This is a genomic window from Massilia sp. YIM B02763 (genome assembly GCF_030412015.1).
Lineage (GTDB): Bacteria > Pseudomonadota > Gammaproteobacteria > Burkholderiales > Burkholderiaceae_D > Telluria.
In genome coordinates, this window is the sequence record NZ_JASNRD010000036.1 from 1 (window position 1) to 19,539 (window position 19,539).

The 19,539-nt window shown below is 66.3% G+C and carries 17 protein-coding genes; 14 read left to right on the plus strand and 3 right to left on the minus strand.

Annotated features, from left to right (window positions below; genetic code table 11):
- Nucleotides 1-69 precede the first annotated feature (69 nt).
- The 12 genes from nudB to QPK32_RS25370 all read left to right on the plus strand — a co-directional run bounded on the left by nudB (nt 70) and on the right by QPK32_RS25370 (nt 13,819).
- Nucleotides 70-528 (plus strand): dihydroneopterin triphosphate diphosphatase, encoded by a 459-nt coding sequence (gene nudB, locus QPK32_RS25315; protein WP_290415560.1) that lies wholly within the window; start codon nt 70-72, stop codon nt 526-528.
- On the plus strand, nt 525-1,805 hold the full coding sequence (locus tag QPK32_RS25320; protein ID WP_290415561.1) for a lipoprotein-releasing ABC transporter permease subunit: 1,281 nt from the start codon (nt 525-527) through the stop codon (nt 1,803-1,805). Before nudB ends, QPK32_RS25320 begins: the two co-directional genes overlap by 4 nt.
- Nucleotides 1,806-2,108: 303 nt before the next feature.
- On the plus strand, nt 2,109-2,297 hold the full coding sequence (locus QPK32_RS25325; RefSeq protein ID WP_290415562.1) for a hypothetical protein: 189 nt from the start codon (nt 2,109-2,111) through the stop codon (nt 2,295-2,297).
- 96 nt (nt 2,298-2,393) lie between these two features.
- Complete coding sequence (locus QPK32_RS25330; RefSeq protein ID WP_290415563.1) at nt 2,394-3,209, plus strand: endonuclease/exonuclease/phosphatase family protein; 816 nt, start codon at nt 2,394-2,396, stop codon at nt 3,207-3,209.
- A 2-nt stretch (nt 3,210-3,211) separates the two neighbouring features.
- Nucleotides 3,212-4,372, plus strand: a complete 1,161-nt coding sequence (gene clsB, locus QPK32_RS25335; protein WP_290415564.1) for a cardiolipin synthase ClsB — start codon at nt 3,212-3,214, stop codon at nt 4,370-4,372.
- A 41-nt stretch (nt 4,373-4,413) separates the two neighbouring features.
- Complete coding sequence (locus QPK32_RS25340) at nt 4,414-4,833, plus strand: RNA-binding S4 domain-containing protein (RefSeq protein WP_290415565.1); 420 nt, start codon at nt 4,414-4,416, stop codon at nt 4,831-4,833.
- Between the two features lie 168 nt (nt 4,834-5,001).
- Nucleotides 5,002-5,631: a TetR/AcrR family transcriptional regulator gene (locus tag QPK32_RS25345; RefSeq protein ID WP_290415587.1), complete on the plus strand. Its 630-nt coding sequence runs from the start codon at nt 5,002-5,004 to the stop codon at nt 5,629-5,631.
- A 33-nt stretch (nt 5,632-5,664) separates the two neighbouring features.
- On the plus strand, nt 5,665-7,455 hold the full coding sequence (locus QPK32_RS25350) for an acyl-CoA dehydrogenase C-terminal domain-containing protein (protein ID WP_290415566.1): 1,791 nt from the start codon (nt 5,665-5,667) through the stop codon (nt 7,453-7,455).
- A 146-nt stretch (nt 7,456-7,601) separates the two neighbouring features.
- Nucleotides 7,602-9,998, plus strand: a complete 2,397-nt coding sequence (locus QPK32_RS25355; protein ID WP_290415567.1) for a 3-hydroxyacyl-CoA dehydrogenase/enoyl-CoA hydratase family protein — start codon at nt 7,602-7,604, stop codon at nt 9,996-9,998.
- Nucleotides 9,999-10,027: 29 nt separating this feature from the next.
- Nucleotides 10,028-11,224, plus strand: coding sequence for an acetyl-CoA C-acyltransferase (locus QPK32_RS25360; RefSeq protein ID WP_290415568.1), 1,197 nt, complete (start codon nt 10,028-10,030; stop codon nt 11,222-11,224).
- Nucleotides 11,225-11,385: 161 nt separating this feature from the next.
- Complete coding sequence (locus QPK32_RS25365) at nt 11,386-12,159, plus strand: enoyl-CoA hydratase (RefSeq protein WP_290415569.1); 774 nt, start codon at nt 11,386-11,388, stop codon at nt 12,157-12,159.
- A 121-nt stretch (nt 12,160-12,280) separates the two neighbouring features.
- Nucleotides 12,281-13,819: a CYTH and CHAD domain-containing protein gene (locus QPK32_RS25370; RefSeq protein ID WP_290415570.1), complete on the plus strand. Its 1,539-nt coding sequence runs from the start codon at nt 12,281-12,283 to the stop codon at nt 13,817-13,819.
- Nucleotides 13,820-13,877: 58 nt separating this feature from the next.
- Here the strand turns inward: QPK32_RS25370 and QPK32_RS25375 are convergent, their stop codons facing one another.
- Both QPK32_RS25375 and QPK32_RS25380 read right to left on the minus strand, forming a co-directional pair.
- The gene (locus tag QPK32_RS25375; RefSeq protein WP_290415571.1) at nt 13,878-14,459 is read right to left on the minus strand and encodes an O-methyltransferase; all 582 of its coding nucleotides are present in this window, start codon (nt 14,457-14,459) and stop codon (nt 13,878-13,880) included.
- A gap of 258 nt (nt 14,460-14,717) precedes the next feature.
- On the minus strand, nt 14,718-16,178 hold the full coding sequence (locus QPK32_RS25380; RefSeq protein ID WP_290415572.1) for a S41 family peptidase: 1,461 nt from the start codon (nt 16,176-16,178) through the stop codon (nt 14,718-14,720).
- Between the two features lie 239 nt (nt 16,179-16,417).
- On the opposite strand from QPK32_RS25380, the gene QPK32_RS25385 reads away from it, so the two are divergent.
- Both QPK32_RS25385 and QPK32_RS25390 read left to right on the plus strand, forming a co-directional pair.
- Entirely contained in the window at nt 16,418-18,070 is a 1,653-nt protein-coding gene (locus QPK32_RS25385; RefSeq protein ID WP_290415573.1) for an acid phosphatase, read from the plus strand.
- A gap of 154 nt (nt 18,071-18,224) precedes the next feature.
- The gene (locus tag QPK32_RS25390; RefSeq protein WP_290415574.1) at nt 18,225-18,950 is read left to right on the plus strand and encodes a DUF4142 domain-containing protein; all 726 of its coding nucleotides are present in this window, start codon (nt 18,225-18,227) and stop codon (nt 18,948-18,950) included.
- Nucleotides 18,951-18,989: 39 nt separating this feature from the next.
- On the opposite strand, the gene QPK32_RS25395 is transcribed toward QPK32_RS25390, so the two are convergent.
- Nucleotides 18,990-19,529, minus strand: coding sequence for an FMN-binding negative transcriptional regulator (locus QPK32_RS25395; RefSeq protein ID WP_290415575.1), 540 nt, complete (start codon nt 19,527-19,529; stop codon nt 18,990-18,992).
- Between the last annotated feature and the right edge of the window lie 10 nt (nt 19,530-19,539).

Sequence of the window (19,539 nt, forward strand, 5' to 3'; positions counted from 1 at the left end):
TTATTATCCCGGACAGCAGTGCGCCTGCGCGGGGACGACGTTTTTGAGGGGTAGGCTACAATAATGCCCATGCCCCACAAGATCCCCGAATCCGTCCTCGTCGTCATCCACACCGCCGACCTGGACGTCCTCCTGATCGAACGCGCCGACCGTCCCGGCTTCTGGCAATCCGTCACGGGTTCGCTGGACGCGCCCGACGAGCCGCTGATGGAGACCGCGCGCCGCGAGCTGTTCGAGGAAACGGGCATCGTCGCCGACGGGCAGGACATCGTGCTGCGGGACTGGCACCTGTCCAACGTCTACGAAATCTACGCCACCTGGCGCCACCGCTACGCGCCGGGCATCACCCACAATACCGAGCACGTGTTCTCCGTGTGCGTGCCGCGCGATATCCCCATCGTGCTGGCGCCGCGCGAGCACGTCCAATATGCCTGGCTGCCGCTGCTCGAAGCGGCCGACCGCTGCTTCTCGTCCTCGAACGCCGAGGCGATCCTGCAGCTGCCCAGGCACACCCCGGAGAACCAGTGAGCCTCATCCACAAGCTGCCCTATGAATGGATCATCGGCCTGCGCTATACCCGCGCCGGCAAGCGCAGCAGCCGCAACAGCTTCATTTCCTTCATCTCGCTGATCTCCGTCGCCGGCATCTCGCTGGGCGTGGCGGCCCTGATCGTCGTGCTGTCCGTGATGAATGGCTTCCAGACCGAGGTCACCAACCGCATGCTGTCGGTGCTCGCGCACGTGGAGGTCTTCGATGCGCGCGGCGGCATGCCGAACTGGCGCGAGCAGGCCGAGGCCGCGCGCCGCAACCCGCAGGTGCAGGCGGCCGCGCCGTTCGTCGAGACCCAGGGCATGCTGGTGAACGACGACGAGATGAAGCCGGCCGTGATCCGCGGCGTGCTGCCGGAAGCGGAGGCGCAGGTGTCGGACGTGGCGAAACAGATCAAGCAGGGCAGCTTCGCGGCCTTGAAGCCGGGCTCGTCGAACATCGTGCTGGGCAGCGCGCTGGCCAAGTCCCTGGGCCTGGGCGTCGGCGACCGCCTGACGCTGCTCACGGCGGCGCCCGCCGCGCCCGGCCAGGGCGGAAGCGTCGCCGGCATGCTGCCGCGTCCGCGCGCCTTCACGGTGGCCGGCATCTTCGAGGCCGGCCACCAGCAATTCGATTCCGGCCTGGCCTTCGTGAGCCTGGCAGACGGCGAGGCGCTGATCGGCCTGGCCGCGCCGTCCGGCCTGCGCCTGCGCCTGGCCGACCTGTACCAGGCGCCGGAAGTGGCGCGCCAGCTCAAGCAGAGCATGGGGGGCGACCTGTACCTGCGCGACTGGTCGCAGGTGAACGCGATCTGGTTCGCCGCCGTGCAGTCGCAGAAGCGCATGATGTTCGTGATCCTGGCGATGATCATCGCCGTGGCCGCGTTCAACCTGGTCTCGACCCTCGTCATGACGGTGCGCGACAAGCAGGCCGAGGTGGCGATCCTGCGCACGCTGGGCGCGTCGCCGCGCTCCATCATGAAGATCTTCATGGTCCAGGGCACGCTGGTCGGCCTGCTGGGTACGCTGATCGGCGTGTCGCTGGGCGTGGCCGTGGCGCTGAACGTGCACGTCATCGTCCCGTTCATCGAGCGCCTGTTCGGCGTGCACTTCCTCGACAAGGACATTTATTTCATCAGCGAGATCCCGTCGCAGCTGCTGTGGAGCGACGTCGGCCAGATCGGCGGCGTGGCCGTGCTGCTCGCTTTCGTGGCTACGCTGTACCCGAGCTGGGCGGCGGCGCGCGTGCAGCCGGCGGACGCGCTGCGCTACGAATAAGCGCGTTTCGGGGCAATCGTCGGCGCGGCGGCACCATGCGCGCAGCCGCCGCAAATACCTTCTCAATTTTTCCGTGTGGAATAAATAGAAAAAAACGAGCGTTTTATTTATTTCACAAGAGAAATCTGCGGTGCCACATTTCTGGTGCAATCTTGTATTTATAAAATTAAATTCGGTTGAATTTAATGAACACAATACAATTCCTCGTTTGACATGCATAAATGATTTGATTAAGGTCAATAGTTCGCTTCGAGCGAATTTTCGTTTTGCAATGTCCAACTACAAGACAGGGAGAAACCAAAGATGAGCGAATGCGCGCCGAAACAGAATGTCAAGAACGTGGGTGTCGACGACGACTACCTGTGCATCGAACTGCTGAGCGGCCTGCGCCTGATGGGGCCGCTACGCACGAACCCCGTCTACCGCGATCCCGTCACCCCGCCCGATACCCGCCAGGCCATGGCCGATTTCGTGCCGGCCATGGCTACCTGATCGTCCGCATGTCCGCCCCGGCTGCCGGGCCGGGAGCGGCCGCACGATTGCCCGCCGTGCCGCAAGAACGCGCACTGATGGGGGTACAATGTCCCCATGAAAATCCGTGTTGCGACCTACAACATTCATAAGGGCGTTTCATCCTTGCGCAGTACGCCGCGCGTCGTGGCGCTGAAAAAGGCCATCGGGGCCTTCGGCGCGGATGTCGTCTTCCTGCAGGAAGTGCAGGGCCGGCACGACCGCTACCAGGCGCGCTATGGCGAGAAGGTGCGCAGCCCGCACCACCACTGGCCGGAAAAGGCCCAGCACGAGTTCTTCGCCGGCGAAAACCTGCATGCCGCGTACGGCATGAATGCCGTCTACGACCACGGCCACCACGGCAATGCGCTGCTGTCCTGCTTCCCCATCGGGAACCAGCACAACCACGACGTGTCCGACCATGCGTACGAGCAGCGCGGCATCTTGCATTGCGTGCTCGAGACCGAGGCCGGCAATGTCCACTGCTACGTCGTGCACCTGGGCCTGTTCGAAGGCAGCCGCCGGCGCCAGACCGATGCCCTCATCAATGCGGTCAACGATTCGGCGCCGAACGGCGAGCCGGTCATCATCGCCGGCGACTTCAACGACTGGCGCAATACGTTGAGCGAATGCCTGCGCCTGAACCTGGGCGTGGTCGAAGTGTTCGACGAATTGAGCAAGACCTCGCGCCTCGGCGAGATGGTGCGGTCCATGGCGGGACGCGAGCGCCGCCTGGTGCCGGCACGGACGTTCCCGGCCGCGCTGCCCTGGTTCCGGCTCGACCGGATTTATGTGCGCGGCTTCAAGGTCGAGCATGCCGAAGTGCTGCACGGTCCCCAGTGGGCGCGCTTGTCGGACCACGCACCCATCGTGGCCAACCTGCAACTCAAATAGCGATGCGTTCCGTTACCTATGTAGCGAACAACGACGTCACCCTCCTCGAAAGCGGCAGCAGTTATTTCCCGGCACTGCTGGCGGCCATCGATACCGCCGGCATTGAAATCCTCTACGAAACCTATATCTATGCCGAGGACGAGCAGGCGCGGGCCGTCACCGATGCGCTGGTGCGTGCCGCCAAGCGCGGAGTGAAGGTGCGCGTGCTGATCGACTGGTTCGGCACCGGCAACCGCATGGCCCGCGCACTGGGCGAGGAATTCGCGGCAGCCTGCGTCCACTACCGCATGTTCAACCCCTGGTTCCGGCGCGGCACCGCGCGCAGCCACCGCAAGATCGCGGTGATCGACCGCGAGACGGCGTTCGTGGGCGGCATCAATACCAACGACGACCACCTGCACGACTACGCGCCGCACGCGCCGTTGCCGGCGCCGCGCTGGGATTTCGCGGTACGCGTGCGCGGACCGCTGGTGGAAGCCATCCTGCGCGAATCGCAGGGCCAGTGGCTGCGCGCCGGGCACCTGCCGATCGTCGGCCGCATCAACCTGTTCCGCGAACTGCGCAAGCAGCCGCCGACGCAGGGCGATCGGCCGATGCGCGCGGGCTTCGTCGTGCGTGACAATTTGCGTAATCGCCGCACGATCCAGCGCGCCTACCTGCAGGCGATCGGGCAGGCGCGAAGGCGCGTGCTGATGGCCACGCCGTACTTCGCGCCGGGACGCAAGTTCCGCGACGCGCTGTGCCGCGCGGCCCGGCGCGGGGTCGACGTCCAGCTCCTGATCGGGGTCGGCGAGTTCCGCATGCAGGATGCGGTGGCGTCCTCGTTCTACCCGCAGCTGCTGGCGGCGGGCGTGCATATCGTCGAGTACCGCAAGACCCAGCTGCACGCCAAGGTCGCGGTGGTCGACGACGACTGGGCCACGGTCGGGTCGAGCAATTGCGACGCGCTGTCCCTGTTCGTCAACCAGGAGGCCAACGTGGTCGTGCGCGACGCCGGCTTCGCGAAGACGCTCTCGGGCCGGATCGAGCGCGGCATCGCCGACGGCACGACCGTGTGCATGGACGACCTGCGCAAACTGGGATGGGTGCGCCGCTATGGCCACGAAATGGCCTATCTTCTCTATAAAATGACGATGCGCGTGTTCGCCATCGGCTATGCATGAACGAAAGGTAATAACGCTGTCATCCAGGCAGCGTACATAGTATGAGCAACAGTATGAACAACCGCGAGCAACAGGATAACGGCAGCGTACGAATCGACAAGTGGCTGTGGGCGGCGCGCTTCTTCAAGACGCGCTCGCTGGCGGCGGAAGCCGTCGACCGCGGCCGGGTCAGGATCGGCGGAGAGCCCGTGAAACCTGCCCGTTCGGTAAAGGTGCGCGACAAGATTTTCATCGATAATGGCTCGACGCGCTGGGAAGTGGTGGTGCTGGACGTGTCCGACAAGCGCGGCCCCGCCCCGGTGGCGCAGGCGCTGTACCGCGAGACCGAGGACAGCCTCGTCAAGCGCGCCAACGACCAGGAAGCGCGCCGCCTGTTCCCCGAGCCGGGCAGCACCATCAAGGGCCGCCCGACCAAGCGCGACCGCCGCGCCATCGGCCGCGTAGGTGGCGACGAGTACTGATACCTGGGCCGTCTTCCCGGCGGCCCACGGCATTGCGCCAAAGCACTAGAACGGCGCCTCTAAACTTCCCGTTTGACATTTCAAGGCTGGTAGATAATAGTACGAGCGTTCGGATTTTTTCGATTAACGTTAGAGGCTCCTATTAGCACTTCAGCCAAATCCATGAGCATGCGTAAAGGCGAGATGACCCGTGCGGCCATTCTCGACGTTGCGCTCGGGCTCGCCAGCCGCGACGGCCTGGAAGGTTTGACCATCGGCCTGCTGGCCGACCGCATGAACATGAGCAAATCGGGCGTCTTCGCCCATTTCGGTTCGCGCGAGGATTTGCAGATCGAAGTGCTCAGGCTGTACCACGGCCGCTTCGAGCAGGAAGTCTTTTTCCCCAGCATCAAGGAAGCACGCGGCCTGCCGCGCCTGGAAGCGATGTTCAATCGCTGGCTCCAGCGCGTCTCGGTCGAGATCGCGTCGGGCTGCATCTATATCAGCGGCGCCGTCGAATACGACGACCGTCCGGGCCCGATCCGCGATGCGCTGGTGGCCATGGTGCGCGCCTGGCAGGATGCGCTCGTGCGCGGCGCCCAGCAAGCCATCGATTGCGGCGACCTGAAGGAAGGCACCGACGCCCAGCAGCTCGTCTACGAGATGTACGGGCTGGTGCTGGCCGTGCACCACGATGCCCGCTTCCTGCGCATTCCCGGCGCCGTCGACCGCGCACACCGCGGTTTCGCGCGCCTGATCGAGGATTACCGCAACCCCAACGCCAAACGCAGCCAGCCGGAAGCATCCGCGCTCCAGTAAACACCACTATATCTACACCGTCAGGAGAACACCATGGGTCAGTACGTCGCGCCACTTCGGGATATGCAGTTCGTTCTGCATGAATTCCTCAACGTCACCGAAGAGTACAAGAACCTCCCGCCGTACGCGGAGTTCGACGCCGACATCATCAACCAGGTGCTGGAAGAGGGCGCGAAGTTCACCCAGGAAGTGCTGTTCCCGCTGAACCACAGCGGCGACCGCGAAGGCTGCCACTACGACGCCGCCGGCAAGACCGTCACCACGCCGAAGGGCTTCAAGGAAGCGTACAAGCAGTACGTCGACGGCGGCTGGCCGGCGCTGGCCTGCGATCCGGAATACGGCGGCCAGGGCCTGCCGGTCTCGCTGAACAACTCCTTCTACGAGATGCTGAACTCGTCGAACCAGGCATGGTCGATGTACCCGGGCCTGTCGCACGGCGCCTACGAGTGCCTGAAGGAGCACGGCACCGACGAGCAGAAGAAGTTCTACCTGCCGAAGCTGGTCTCGGGCGAATGGACCGGCACCATGTGCCTGACCGAAGCCCACTGCGGCACCGACCTGGGCCTGCTGCGCTCGAAGGCCGAACCGCAGGCCGACGGCACGTATAAAATCACCGGCTCGAAGATCTTCATCTCGGCCGGCGAACACGACATGGCCGAGAACATCGTCCACCTGGTGCTGGCACGCCTGCCGGACGCGCCGGAGGGCTCGAAGGGCATCTCGCTGTTCCTGGTGCCGAAATTCCTGCCGAACGCCGACGGTTCCATCGGCGAGCGCAACCCGATCTTCTGCGGCGCCATCGAAGAGAAGATGGGCATCCACGGCAACGCCACCTGCCAGATGAACCTGGACGGCGCCGTCGGCACCCTGATCGGCCAGCCGCACAAGGGCCTGCAGGCGATGTTCGTGTTCATGAACGCGGCCCGCCTGGGCGTGGGCATGCAGTCGCTGGGCCTGACCGAAGTCGCCTACCAGAACGCGCTGACCTATGCGAAGGACCGCATCCAGATGCGCAGCCTGTCGGGCCCGAAGGCACCGGACAAGCCGGCCGACCCGATCATCGTGCACCCGGACGTGCGGCGCATGCTGTTGACCGCCAAGGCCTATGCCGAAGGCGCGCGCGCGCTGACCTCCTACGTGGCGCTGCAGATCGACCGCGAACTGAACCACCCGGACGAGGAAGTGCGCAAGGAAGCCGCCGGCGAAGTGGCGCTCCTGACCCCGATCGTCAAGGCCTTCATCACCGACAACGGCTGGATCGCCACCTCGGAAGCGCTGCAGGTGTACGGCGGCCACGGCTACATCAGCGAGTGGGGCATGGAGCAGTACGTGCGCGATGCCCGCATCAACATGATCTATGAAGGCACGAACACCGTGCAGTCGCTGGACCTGCTGGGCCGTAAGATCCTGATGGACAACGGCGCCAAGCTGCGCGCCTTCGGCGAGAAGATCAAGGCCTTCGTGGAAGAGAACGGCCTGGACGAAAACCTGTCCGAGTTCGTGACCCCGCTGGGCGAACTGGGCGAGAAGGTCACCAAGCTGACGATGGAAATCGGCATGAAGGCCTTCCAGAACCAGGACGAAGTCGGCGCCGCCGCCGTGCCTTACCTGCGCGTGGCCGGCCACCTGGTGTTCTCCTACTTCTTCGCGCAGATGGCCAAGATCGCGCTGGAGAAGAAGGATTCGGGCGACAAGTTCTACGAGTCGAAGCTGGCCACGGCGCGCTTCTACTTCGCCCGCCTGTATCCGGAAACCGCGATGCTGATCCGCCAGGCACGTTCGGGCGCATCGAACCTGCTGGCGCTGGACGCGGACCTGTTCTAAGCACGACCATCACGTACCAACGCGTACCCCCGCTTCATTGACCCGTCGTCCCGGCGCAGGCCGGGACCCAATGTTCCAAGCGCTGCCACCGCGCCGAATTGGGCCCCTGCCTTCGCAGGGGCGACGCTAACTAAGGATTACGAGAGATGACTAATTTCATCGTCAAGAAAGTCGCCGTGCTGGGCGCCGGCGTGATGGGCGCGCAGATCGCCGCGCACTGCGTCAACGCCAAGGTGCCGGTCGTGCTGTTCGACCTGCCGGCCAAAGAGGGTAACAAGAACGGCATCGTCCTGAAGGCCATCGAGAACCTGAAAAAGCTGTCGCCGGCCCCGCTGGGCAACAAGGACGACGCCGCGCTGATCGAAGTGGCCAACTACGAGGACAACCTCGACGTGCTGGCCGGCTGCGACCTGATCATCGAAGCCATCGCCGAGCGCATGGACTGGAAGCACGACCTGTACAAGAAGGTCGCGCCGCACATCGGTGCGAACGCCATCTTCGCCTCGAACACCTCGGGCCTGTCGATCGAGAAGCTGGCCGAAGGCTTCGACGCCGAACTGAAGTCGCGCTTCTGCGGCGTGCACTTCTTCAACCCGCCGCGCTACATGCACCTGGTCGAGCTGATCCCGACCGCTGCAACGAAGCCGGAAATCCTGGACCAGCTGGAAACCTTCCTGACCTCGACGCTGGGCAAGGGCGTCGTGCGCGCCAAGGACACCCCGAACTTCATCGCCAACCGCGTCGGTATCTTCGGCATGCTGGCAACCATCGTCGAAGCCGAGAAGTTCGGCCTGTCGGTGGACGTCGTCGACGACCTCACCGGCGCCAAGCTGGGCCGCGCCAAGTCGGGCACCTTCCGCACCGCGGACGTGGTCGGCCTGGACACGATGGGCCACGTGATCAAGACCATGCAGGACAACCTGAAGGACGATCCGTTCTTCAGCGTCTACAAGACGCCGGACGTGCTGGCCAAGCTGATCGAGAAGGGCGCGCTGGGCCAGAAGACGGGTGCCGGTTTCTATAAAAAGGTCGGCAAGGACATCCTGCGCCTGGACTTCGCCAGCGGAGAGTACGTGCCGGGCGGCGCCAAGGCGGCCGACATCGTTGGCCGTATCCTGAAGGAGAAGGACCCGGTCAAGAAATTCAAGGCGATGCGCGAATCGTCGAACCCGCAGGCGCAGTTCCTGTGGGCGATCTTCCGCGACGCTTTCCACTACATCGCGTTCCACCTGAACACCATCGCCGACAATGCGCGCGACGTCGACTTCGCGATGCGCTGGGGCTTCGGCTGGAGCGTCGGTCCGTTCGAGACCTGGCAAGCAGCCGGCTGGACGCAGATCGCCCAGTGGGTCAAGGAAGACATCGACGCCGGCAAGGCACTGAGCAATGCACCGCTGCCGGACTGGGTGTTCAGCGCGCCCGTATCGGAGAAGGGCGTGCACACGCCTGAAGGTTCGTACTCGGTGTCGAAGAACGCCTACGTGCCGCTGTCCGACCTGCCGGTGTACAAGCGCCAGCAATTCCGCGCCCCGGTCGTGGGCCTGGGCGGCGCGGATCCGAAGACCGCCGGCACCACCGTGTTCGAGGACGACTCGGTGCGCCTGTGGCACTCGGACGACGAGGTGCTGGTCATCTCGCTCAAGACCAAGATGCACGTCATCGGCGACGGCGTCATCAAGGGCCTGCAGCGCGGCCTGGCGGAAGCGGCCAAGGGTTACAAGGGCCTGGTGATCTGGAATACCGATGCGGCCGAAGGCGGCGCGTTCTCGGCCGGCGCCGACCTGCAATCGGCCCTGCCGGCCTTCATGGCGGGCGGCGCCAAGGCGATGGACCCGATCGTGAAGGAACTGCAGGACACCTTCATGGCCATGAAGTACTCGAACATCCCCGTCGTGGCGGCCGTGGCCGGCCTGGCGCTGGGCGGCGGTTGCGAAATGGCGCTGCATGCAAGCAAGCGCGTGGCCTCGATCGAGTCCTACATCGGCCTGGTCGAAGTGGGCGTGGGCCTGGTCCCGGCCGGCGGCGGCCTGAAGGAAGCGGCGCTGCGCGCGGCCAACGAAGCCAAGGGCAACGACATCCTGCAATTCCTCAAGAATGGCTTCATGAACGCCGCCACCGCGCAAGTGTCGAAGTCGGCGCTGGAAGCGAAGGCCATGGGTTACCTGAAGGAAGACGACGTCATCGTGTTCAACCCGTACGAACTGCTGCACGTGGCCAAGGTCACCGCGCGCGCCATGTTCGACGCCGGCTACCGCGCGCCGGCACGCCGTGCCATCCCCGTCACCGGCCGCTACGGCTGGGGCACGATCCGCGGCCAGATGGTCAATATGCGCGACGGCGGCTTCATCTCGGCGTATGACTACCAGCTGGGCGACACGATCGCCGAGATCGTGACCGGCGGCGACGTCGACCAGGGCAGCGTCGTGTCCGAGCAGTGGCTGCTCGACATGGAACGCAAGGCGTTCGTTTCGCTGCTGAACAATCCGAAGACCCAGGAACGCATCATGGGCATGATGCAGACCGGTAAGCCGGTACGTAACTGATCGCGGCGCGGACAACAAGGACTACTGACATGAGCAAACAACTTCAAGACGCATACATCGTCGCAGCGACCCGCACCCCCATCGGCAAGGCGCCGCGCGGCGTGTTCAACAAGACCCGTCCGGACGACCTCCTGATCGCCGCGATCCAGGGCGCGATGAAACAGGTGCCGAACCTCGATCCGAAACTGGTCGTCGACGCCATCATCGGCTGCTCGTTCCCGGAAGCGGAGCAGGGCTTCAACATCGCGCGCCAGGCCGTCGTCATGGCCGGCCTGCCGAACACCGTCGGCGGCGTGACCGTCAACCGCTACTGCGCGTCGGGCATCACCGCCCTGGCAATGGCCGCGGACCGCATCCGCGTCGGCGAAGCCGACGTGATGATCGCCGGCGGCGTCGAGTCGATGTCGATGGTGCCGATGATGGGCCACCACCCGTCGATCAACATGCGCGTGTTCGAGGACGAGAACGTCGGCCTGGCCTACGGCATGGGCCTGACCGCCGAGAAGGTCGCCGCGCAGTGGAAGGTGAGCCGCGAAGACCAGGACGCGTTCGGCCTGGAATCGCACCGCCGCGCCGTCGCCGCCCAGCAGGCAGGGTACTTCAAGGACGAGATCACCCCGGTAGAAGCCGTGACCCGCACGCCGAACCTGGCGACGGGCGAAGTCGACGTCAAGCGCCGCCTCGTCGAGCATGACGAAGGCCCGCGCGCCGACGCCAGCCTGGAAGCGATGGCCAAGCTGAAGCCCGTGTTCGCCGCCAAGGGCAGCGTGACGGCCGCGACCTCGTCGCAGATGTCGGACGGCGCCGGCGCGCTGCTGGTCGTCAGCGAGAAGATCCTGAAGGAGCACAACCTGACCCCGCTGGCCAAGTTCTCGTCGTTCGCCGTGCGCGGCGTGCCGCCGGAAATCATGGGCATCGGTCCGAAGTTCGCGATTCCCGCGGCGCTGGCCGCCGCCGGCATCAGCCAGGACCAGCTGGACTGGATCGAGCTGAACGAAGCCTTCGCCGCCCAGGCGCTGGCCGTGATCCGCGACCTGGACCTGGACACCAGCAAGGTCAACCCGATGGGCGGCGCAATCGCCCTGGGCCACCCGCTGGGCGCCACCGGCGCGATCCGCGCCGCGACCGTCGTGCACGCCCTGCGCCGCAACAACCTGAAGTACGGCATGGTGACCATGTGCGTCGGCGCCGGCATGGGCGCGGCGGGCATCATCGAGCGCGTGTAATTTTCGGATAGATCGCTGATGAGAAGGGCGCTGAGTATGACGGCGCCCTTTTTTTATGCGTTATCTCCAGCACGTCGTCCCTGCGAAGGCAGGGACCCAATCTGAGCGTGCCGACGCCACGGCGCACGCAAGACGCCTCACGAACAACATCGGAGACTTTCATGGACATCCTCACCACCACCGCCAACGGCATCCTGACCCTCGAATTCAACCGCCCCGAACGGAAGAACGCGATCACCGGCGCCATGTACACCACGATGGCCAACGCCCTGCGCGCCGCCGAGAGCGACAATACGGTCCGCGCCATCCTCATCGCCGGCAAGCCCGAGATCTTCACCGCGGGTAACGACCTGGACGACTTCCTCAACAACGTGGGCGAAGGCGCGATGACGGAAGACCGTCCCGTGTTCCAGTTCATGCGCGCGCTGGAAGGCAGCACCAAGCCCGTCGTCGCGGCCGTCGCCGGCCTGGCCGTCGGCATCGGCACCACGCTGCTGATGCACTGCGACCTGGTCTACGCCGCCGACAACGCGAAGTTCTCGATGCCCTTCACCCAGCTGGGCCTGTGCCCCGAATTCGCCTCCTCGCTGCTCGTGACGCAAGCCGCCGGCTACACCCGCGCCGCCGAGAAGCTGATGCTGGGCGAAGCGTTCTCCGCCCAGGAAGCGTTCGAGATGGGCATCGTGGCGAACGTCCTGCCGGCCGCCGACCTGCTGCCGTTCGCGCAGGGCCAGGCGGCCAAGCTGGTCAAGCTGCCGGCCGCCTCGATCCGCACGACCAAGATGCTGATGAAGCGCTCGCGCGCGGCGCTGGTGGCGGACACGATCAAGGCGGAAAACGAGCGCTTCAGCGCCATGCTGACGGGCGCAGAGGCCAAGGAGGCGTTCACGGCGTTCTTCGAGAAGCGCAAGCCGGACTTCAGCAAGTTCGACTGAGCGGCTTCCGGTTTCCATTCGCGCCCGGGACATATGGGCGACACATGCCGCGATTACCCTTGCGTACGCCGAGCGCCGTAAAGATGCGCTAGAGTGAGCAGATGTAGCCAAAGGAGCAAGAATGGAAGCCGAAATCAAGCTGGCGCTCGATGCCGCCAGCGTCGCCAAGATCAAGAAGAGCCCGGTGCTGCGCCCCAATGCGGAGACCGAGCCCGTCGACGACGACCACGTCGACCGTTATTTCGACACCCCGGGGTTCGACCTGTGGAAGCACGGCTTCGCGCTGCGCGTGCGCAGCAGCGGCGAACGCCACGTGCAGACATTGAAAGGTGGCGGCAGCGCGCTGGCGGGCCTGCATCGCCGTACCGAGTTGGAAGCCGGCGTCGCGTCGGAAACGCCCGACCTGGACCTGTTTGCCAGGCAGCTGAAACAAGCGGTGCCCGAGCTGGCACGCGCTGCGGCCGGCCTGCAGCTGGCACCGGAGCCCGTCTTCGTCAACCGCACCAGGCGCACCAGCTGGATGCTGGCGCTGGAGGATGGCGCCCGGGTCGAGGTCGCGCTCGACGTCGGCGAGCTGCAGCGCGGCGACAAGAGCGTGCCCGTGCGCGAACTGGAACTGGAGATCAAGGAAGGCGACCCGGCGCGCCTGTTCCAGCTGGCGCAGCAGGTGCACGAGCACACGCCGGTGCGCATCGAGAACGTCAGCAAGGCCGAACGCGGCTACGCGCTGGCGCACGAGGACAAGCCGCAGGCCGTCAAGGCGACGCCCGTGACGCTCAAGCGCAAGGCCACGCTGGGCGAGGCGCTGGGCGCGATCATGCTGAACTGCCTGCAGCAGATGCAGGCGAACGAGCGCCTGGTCGCGACGGGCGACGTCGAGGGTCTGCACCAGATGCGCGTCGGCCTGCGCCGCCTGCGCGCCGCGCTGGCGATGGTGCGCGACCTGATCCACCTGCCGGAACCGCTGGCGGCGGATATCGAATGGCTGGCCGGGGAGCTGGGCGAGGCCCGCAACTGGGACGTGTTCATCGAATCCGTGCTGCCCGCCTTGCCGCTGACGGAAACGCACAAGCCGGCGCTGGCGCGCGTGGAAGTGGCGGCGCGCGAGGAAGCGCAGCGCCATCACGCCAAGGTGCGCTCGGCCGTCGGCAGCGCGCGCTACACGGGCCTGATGCTGGGCCTGGGCGGCTGGATCGCGGGCAAGGGCTGGCAGCAGGCCGGCCTGCCGCAGGACGGCGGCCTGCCCCCCGACCCGCTGGCGCAGCAGGTGCGCCGGGCGGCGCCGCGGCTGGTGCAGCACGCGTCCGCGCGCGTGCGCAAGCGCGCCCGCACCTTCGACCTGACGCAGCCGGAAAACCTGCACAAGGTGCGCATCGCGGCCAAGAAGGAACGCTATGCGCGCGAATTCTTCGCCGCGCTGGGCCACGGCAAGCACGGCGCACGCCGCCACGACCTGCTGACCGGCATGCAGGACGAGCTGGGCGAGATCAACGATGCCTTCGTGGCGCAGGACCTGGTCGGCCAGCTGCGCGAACGGGTGCCGCAGGAAGAAGGGCTGCTGGGCTTCATCGAGGGCGTGCTGGCGATGCGCGCGCTGGATGCGCTGCCGCGGGCGCGCAAGCATGTCAGGAACCGCTTGCGCGACAAGGCTCGCTTCTGATCCGTCGCCCTGCGCGGGACTCGTAGGGTGGGCATGTGGTGCCCACCCTACCTATCCGTCAGTTCTTCACCGCCAGGAACTCGCCTTTCCCCACCGGTACCAGGCTGGTCGTGAACCCGGCCCGCTGCACGGCCGCGACAAAACCTTCCATTTCAGGCGCATGCGAGGTCGCATTGTCGACCACCAGCAGGCCGCCGTTGCGCAGCACGCGCTGCAGGTCCGGCCACCAGCCGATGTAGCTGCTGCGCTGCGAATCGAGGAACACCAGGTCGAATTCGCCGTCCTCCATCCCGCGCAGCACGGTGCCGGCATCGCCGCCGAGCTGGGTGATGCGGTCCGCCAGTCCCGCGCGTTCGAAATTGGCGCGCGCCATGTCGATCTTCGCTTGCGCCATCTCCACCGTCGTGACGGCGCCGCCGATGCCGGCCGCGGCATCGGCCAGCCACAGCGTCGAATAGCCGTTCGAGGTGCCCAGTTCGAGGATGCGGCGCGCCGCCGTGGCCTTGACCAGCACGGCCAGGAACTCGCCCGTGTCGGGCGTGATGTTGAGCATGCGCGTGGCGCGGTTGGCGCCGTCGGCGTCGTGGGCATCGCCGAATGCCGCCAGTTCGGCGAGCAGGGTCTTCAGGTCCGGATCCATCGTGTCTCCTCGGTTGCAGGAAGACCATGCTGCCACATTGCGCGGCAGGCTGCAAAGGACGATCCCCGCACCAGGAGGGACCTGATGCGGGGATCTGGAATTGGTGCCGGTATGTTTCCCGACCGCCGGCGCCGGTAGGGCGGCTGGGCCGCCTTGTGCTCTTTTCCCTAGGAGCGATGCGTATTCTGACGGCCGAATGTGACGCCATCTTGACGCTGGCGTGACATTCGCATTACTGATCCGTATTACCGACCCGTATCACTGCGCGGCCGGCGCGGCTTTCGGCTTGCCGAACTTCAGCGCGGCGCTCCACCGGCGCAGCAGGCCGGAGAGCCCCGTCTTGCGCTGGTCCGAGGACGCCAGCAGCGTGACCGCGGCCTGCAGCGCCTTGTCGTCGCGGGTGCCGAACAGGCGGGTCGGCTCGACCGGGTCGCGCGCAGTACTGTCCGCCGTTGCCGACGCCGGACGCAGGTGGTTGGCCAGGTCGGATTCGCGCAGCAGCAGGTCGTCGCGGTCCACGCCGCGCGGCAGGACGCGCATGTCGGGCGTGATGCCGTGCGCCTGGATTTCGCGGCCGTTCGGCGTGAAATAGCGCGCGACGGTGAACTTGACGGCATCGTCCTGGCCCAGCGGGATCACCGACTGGATGGAGCCCTTGCCGAAGGTCTGGGTGCCGATCACGGTGGCGCGGTGCTGGTCCTGCAGCGCGCCCGTCACCAGTTCCGCAGCCGACGCCGAGGCGCCATTGACGAGCACCGCGAGCGGCACGGTGCGCGTCCAGGCGGGCAGGCCGGCCAGCACGTCGGGCTCGCCGGGACCGCGGTAGAAACGCTGGTCGACGGTGACGACGGCATTGGCGCCGTCCTCGCGTCCGCGCGCCGAGAACAGCACGGTGCCGGGCGGCAGGAAGGCGCCGGCGACGGCGACGCCGGCCGCCACCAGGCCGCCCGGATCGTTGCGCAGGTCGAGGATCACGCCGCGCGGCGGCTCCTTGCCGTCCAGCTTGCGCAGCGCAGCCGCCAGGTCGGTCCCGGTGGCGCCGCCGAATTCGGAAATGCGGATCCACGCCACGCCGCTTCCGGCCATGCGTGTCTGGACCGTGGCATTGTGCAGCTCCTCGCGCGCGATGCGCAGTGTATTGAGCTTGTTGCCGAACCGGCCGGGGTGCGTGACGCCCAGCGTGACCACGGTACCCGGAACGCCGCGCATGCGCCGGCCCACTTCATCGGTCGACATGCCGGCCACGGCGGCCCCGTCGACCGAGACGATGACGTCGTTCGGCACCAGGCCGGCGCGCGCGGCCGGCGAGCCATCGCTGGTCGAGACGACGCGCAGTTCGTCCTGGTGCTCCTCGACCTCGACGCCGATGCCGACGTATTCGCCGGTGTTCTCGCGCTGGATGTCGAGCATGGCGTCCTTGTCGAGATAGCTCGAATGCGGGTCGAGCGACGCCAGCATGCCGGCCAGCGCGCCGTCGAACAGCTTCTTGTCGTCGGCCTGGCCCACGTAGTTCTGCTTGATCAGCGCATAGGCGGCCAGCAGCTTTTCCACCTCGGCCTGGGGCAGCACCAGCTGCTCCTGCGTCTGTACGGGAGCGCCGGCGGTATCGGCCCCATTCGCCGCATTGGCAGCATCGGCGGCGGCATGGGCCGCCGGCAGGCTGGCCGTGGTCAGGATGGCGGCGAGCGCAAGCGCGCGAAAGGTGAAGGTGGGCGTCATCGGCATTCCTTTTTCTTGCATCTTTTTGCTGGCGCCATTCTGGCGCATTGTCGTGTCGATCGGAGGCAGGGGCGCCGTAAATCCATGTAAAACCCAGCGGTGTCATGACGGCGGGGCGCCGCCATGCGTGGAGCACCTGCGTATCCCATCCATATTGCCCCGCTTTTTCCCTTTTCCAACTAGTCGAAAGAACAGATAATCGTTTCTTTGCGGCAGCGGTTGCCGCGACAGGAGATGCCATGCAAGACCACGACCAGCCCGCGAGCCCCTCGCGCCGCAAGATCTTCCAGGCCGCCGCCGCCGTCGGCCTGACGTCCGCCACGCTGACTCCGGCCCAGGCCGCCGACAAGGCGCCCGCCAGGGCAGCGACGAAGCCGGCCGCCGGCTCGCTCGACGCCAAGCTCAAGGCGCACGTGAAGAACGTGGTCGTGATCTACCTGGAGAACCGCAGTTTCAACAACCTGTTCGCGGACTTCCCGGGCCTGGCCCAGCCGCTGTCGGCGCTGCCGGCCGCCGCCGCCGTGCAGAAGGACCGCGACGGCTCGCCGTTGCCGGAACTGCCGAAGATCTGGGGCGGCATGGTGCCGTCGCGCCAGAACATCGGCGGCAAGGACTACATCGTCAAGGAAGACGACATCCAGCATTTGCCGAACGGTCCGTTCAAGCTGCAGGATACGGACGGCAAGCCGCTGCCGGAGGGCCTCGTCACGCGCGACCTGGTGCACGCGTTCTATCACAACCAGATGCAGATCAACGGCGGCAAGAACGACGGCTTCGTCGCCTGGGGCGACAGCGGCGCGCTGGTGATGGGGCGCTACGGCGAAACGGACAAGCACCTGGGCCTGTGGCAGATCGCGCGCGAGTTCACGCTGTGCGACAACTTCTTCATGGCGGCCTTCGGCGGTTCCTACCTGAACCACCAGTTCCTGATCAGCGGCCGCGTGCCCGAGTATTTCAATGCGGCCCAGACGCCGGCCAAGCGCAAGATCGCCGTCACGGAAGACGGCCCGGCCGGCACGCGCCTGGCCGTGGCGCCGGACTCGCCCAAGTCGGCGCTGGAAGGCAAGCCGAAATTCGTCAACAACGGCGCGATCACGCCGGACGGCTACGCGGTCAACACGATGGCGCCGCCGTACCAGCCGAGCTGGGTGCGCCCGGCGCCGGGCGGCGACAAGGACCACGCCGACCCGCAGGACCCGTCCACGCTGCCGCCGCAGACCTACGACACCATCGGCGACCTGCTGAGCAGGAAGGGCGTCGACTGGGCCTGGTACGGCGGCGCCTGGCAGGCGGCCCTGGACGGCCGCGGCGAGGGCACGCGCCCGAACTTCCAGTTCCACCACCAGCCTTTCAATTACTTCAAGCAGTTCGGCCCCGGCACCGAGGCACGCACCAGGCACCTGCGCGACGGCGGCCTGGGCGACAGCCCGATCTCGAACCGCTTCATCGCCGACGCCGTCGCCGGCAAGCTGCCGCCCGTCGCCTTCTACAAGCCGCAGGGCAACCTGAACCTGCATGCGGGCTACTCGGACATCGAGTCGGGCGACGCCCACGTGGCCAACGTGATCGAGCACCTCAAGAAGTCGCCGCAGTGGAAGGACATGGTCGTCGTCATCACCTTCGACGAGAACGGCGGCTGGTGGGACCACGTGGCGCCGCCCAAGGGCGACCGCTGGGGCCCGGGCTCGCGCATCCCGGCGATCATCGTGTCGCCGTATGCGAAGAAGGGCGCCGTCGACCACAATTTCTACGACACGACGTCGATCATCCGCTTCATCTCGCGCCTGCACGACCTGCCGCTGCTGGAAGGCCCGGCGGCGCGCACGGCCGCCTTTGCCGCGCGCGGCGAGCGCGGACCGGGCGACCTGACGGGAGCGTTGAGCTTCCGCTGAGGCGGCTTCTGGGAGAAAAAATTTCCTTCTGGCTAACGTGCGCTGTATGAGAAAACGCGGCGATACACTGGCTTTCGTCGTTGTCAATTGAACACGAAGTGGGCATGCGCAACTCGATGCGCTGTCCACGCCCCCTTAGACCAGGAGAATCACCATGCAGAAGAATAAATCCTTGAAAGCCCTGCTGGCCGTGTCGGCCGTGGCCGCCATGTTCAGCACCGTCGGCGTGCAAGCGCAAACCACTCCGAGCGTCGGCCAGACCGGCACCCAGAGCCAGGGCAAGACCAATGCCTCGGGCAAGACCGTCACCGACGGCACCATCGACAACAGCAACAGCTCGGGCATGGAAAACCGCAGCCAGGCGGCCGGCGCCAGCGGCGCGGCAGGCCAGACCGCGGCCGGCGGCGCCGCTTCCGGTGCCAAGCTGAGCGCGGGCGACGAGAAGGCGCTGAAGGACATGGCAATGGCGGACATGGCCGAAGTGGCTACCGGCAAGCTGGCAGCGAGCAAGGCCGAGAGCGCGGAAGTGAAGGCCTTCGGCCAGCAGATGGTCGACGACCACGGCGCCGCCCTGACCAAGGTGCAAGCCCTGGCCTCGGCCCGCGGCGTGACCCTGCCGACCGAGCTGGACGCCAAGCACAAGGCCATGTCGGCCAAGCTGGAAAAACTGAGCGGCGCCGAGTTCGACAAGGCCTACATGGCCAACGCTGGCGTCAAGGACCACAAGGACACCCACTCCAAGCTGGTCGCCAATTCCAAGAAGATCAAGGATCCGGAAGTGAAGGCGCTGGCCGACCAGCACATGCCGGTCGTCGAGCAGCACCTGAAGGCCGCCCAGCAGATGGCGACGGCCAAGTCGGGCACCTCGTCGGGCAAGTAATCCCGCCGATCGCGGTAGGGCCGGGACGACGCGCCCGCCTTACCGCCCCATCTTGAACTTCCCCGCGATCCGCTCGATCGCGATCTCGATTCCCGCCGTCGCCCGCAGCAGCCTGTCGATGTAGTCGCGCGGCGCATCCGCGATCCGCCATCCGGCTTGCGCATCCTCGCGCCGCAGCGTCGCCGCCTGCATGTGCGCCATGATCCAGTCCCCATCGTCCACCACGCGCAAGCGTCCGTGCACGTGCACGACTTCGTAGTTCCAGGTCGGCACGGCGCGTCTTCCGCGCGCGGCGAGGTCGTAGGACAGCGGAGACACGTAGTCCGCGGCGCCGCGGAACAGCACCATCACCGCGGCGCCATCCTCGTGCGCCAGCGGATTGGCGCGCGCGACGTGCGCACGCAGGCAGCCCCGCGGCGTTGCGGGGCCGGGCGGCACCAGCTGGAAGGGCAGGTGGTCGGCATCGAGGCCGTCGCCGCCTTCACCGCCGAAGCGCACCAGCGCGCCGAGCGGATGGCGGTCGATCAGCGCATGCAGCGCTTCGCTGCGGGTCTCGGCGTACTGGGCGGGCACGTACATCGGCGGTTCT

What these genes read in the sequence shown, in the direction of transcription:
- QPK32_RS25385 (WP_290415573.1), top strand. Translation starts at nt 16,418, where the DNA reads ATGCAAGACCACGACCAGCCCGCGAGCCCCTCGCGCCGCAAGATCTTC.
- nudB (WP_290415560.1), top strand. Translation starts at nt 70, where the DNA reads ATGCCCCACAAGATCCCCGAATCCGTCCTCGTCGTCATCCACACCGCC.
- clsB (WP_290415564.1), top strand. Translation starts at nt 3,212, where the DNA reads ATGCGTTCCGTTACCTATGTAGCGAACAACGACGTCACCCTCCTCGAA.
- QPK32_RS25370 (WP_290415570.1), top strand. Translation starts at nt 12,281, where the DNA reads ATGGAAGCCGAAATCAAGCTGGCGCTCGATGCCGCCAGCGTCGCCAAG.
- QPK32_RS25345 (WP_290415587.1), top strand. Translation starts at nt 5,002, where the DNA reads ATGCGTAAAGGCGAGATGACCCGTGCGGCCATTCTCGACGTTGCGCTC.
- QPK32_RS25360 (WP_290415568.1), top strand. Translation starts at nt 10,028, where the DNA reads ATGAGCAAACAACTTCAAGACGCATACATCGTCGCAGCGACCCGCACC.
- QPK32_RS25355 (WP_290415567.1), top strand. Translation starts at nt 7,602, where the DNA reads ATGACTAATTTCATCGTCAAGAAAGTCGCCGTGCTGGGCGCCGGCGTG.
- QPK32_RS25325 (WP_290415562.1), top strand. Translation starts at nt 2,109, where the DNA reads ATGAGCGAATGCGCGCCGAAACAGAATGTCAAGAACGTGGGTGTCGAC.
- QPK32_RS25375 (WP_290415571.1), bottom strand. Translation starts at nt 14,459, where the DNA reads ATGGATCCGGACCTGAAGACCCTGCTCGCCGAACTGGCGGCATTCGGC.
- QPK32_RS25350 (WP_290415566.1), top strand. Translation starts at nt 5,665, where the DNA reads ATGGGTCAGTACGTCGCGCCACTTCGGGATATGCAGTTCGTTCTGCAT.
- QPK32_RS25330 (WP_290415563.1), top strand. Translation starts at nt 2,394, where the DNA reads ATGAAAATCCGTGTTGCGACCTACAACATTCATAAGGGCGTTTCATCC.
- QPK32_RS25390 (WP_290415574.1), top strand. Translation starts at nt 18,225, where the DNA reads ATGCAGAAGAATAAATCCTTGAAAGCCCTGCTGGCCGTGTCGGCCGTG.
- QPK32_RS25340 (WP_290415565.1), top strand. Translation starts at nt 4,414, where the DNA reads ATGAGCAACAGTATGAACAACCGCGAGCAACAGGATAACGGCAGCGTA.
- QPK32_RS25395 (WP_290415575.1), bottom strand. Translation starts at nt 19,529, where the DNA reads ATGTACGTGCCCGCCCAGTACGCCGAGACCCGCAGCGAAGCGCTGCAT.
- QPK32_RS25380 (WP_290415572.1), bottom strand. Translation starts at nt 16,178, where the DNA reads ATGACGCCCACCTTCACCTTTCGCGCGCTTGCGCTCGCCGCCATCCTG.
- QPK32_RS25365 (WP_290415569.1), top strand. Translation starts at nt 11,386, where the DNA reads ATGGACATCCTCACCACCACCGCCAACGGCATCCTGACCCTCGAATTC.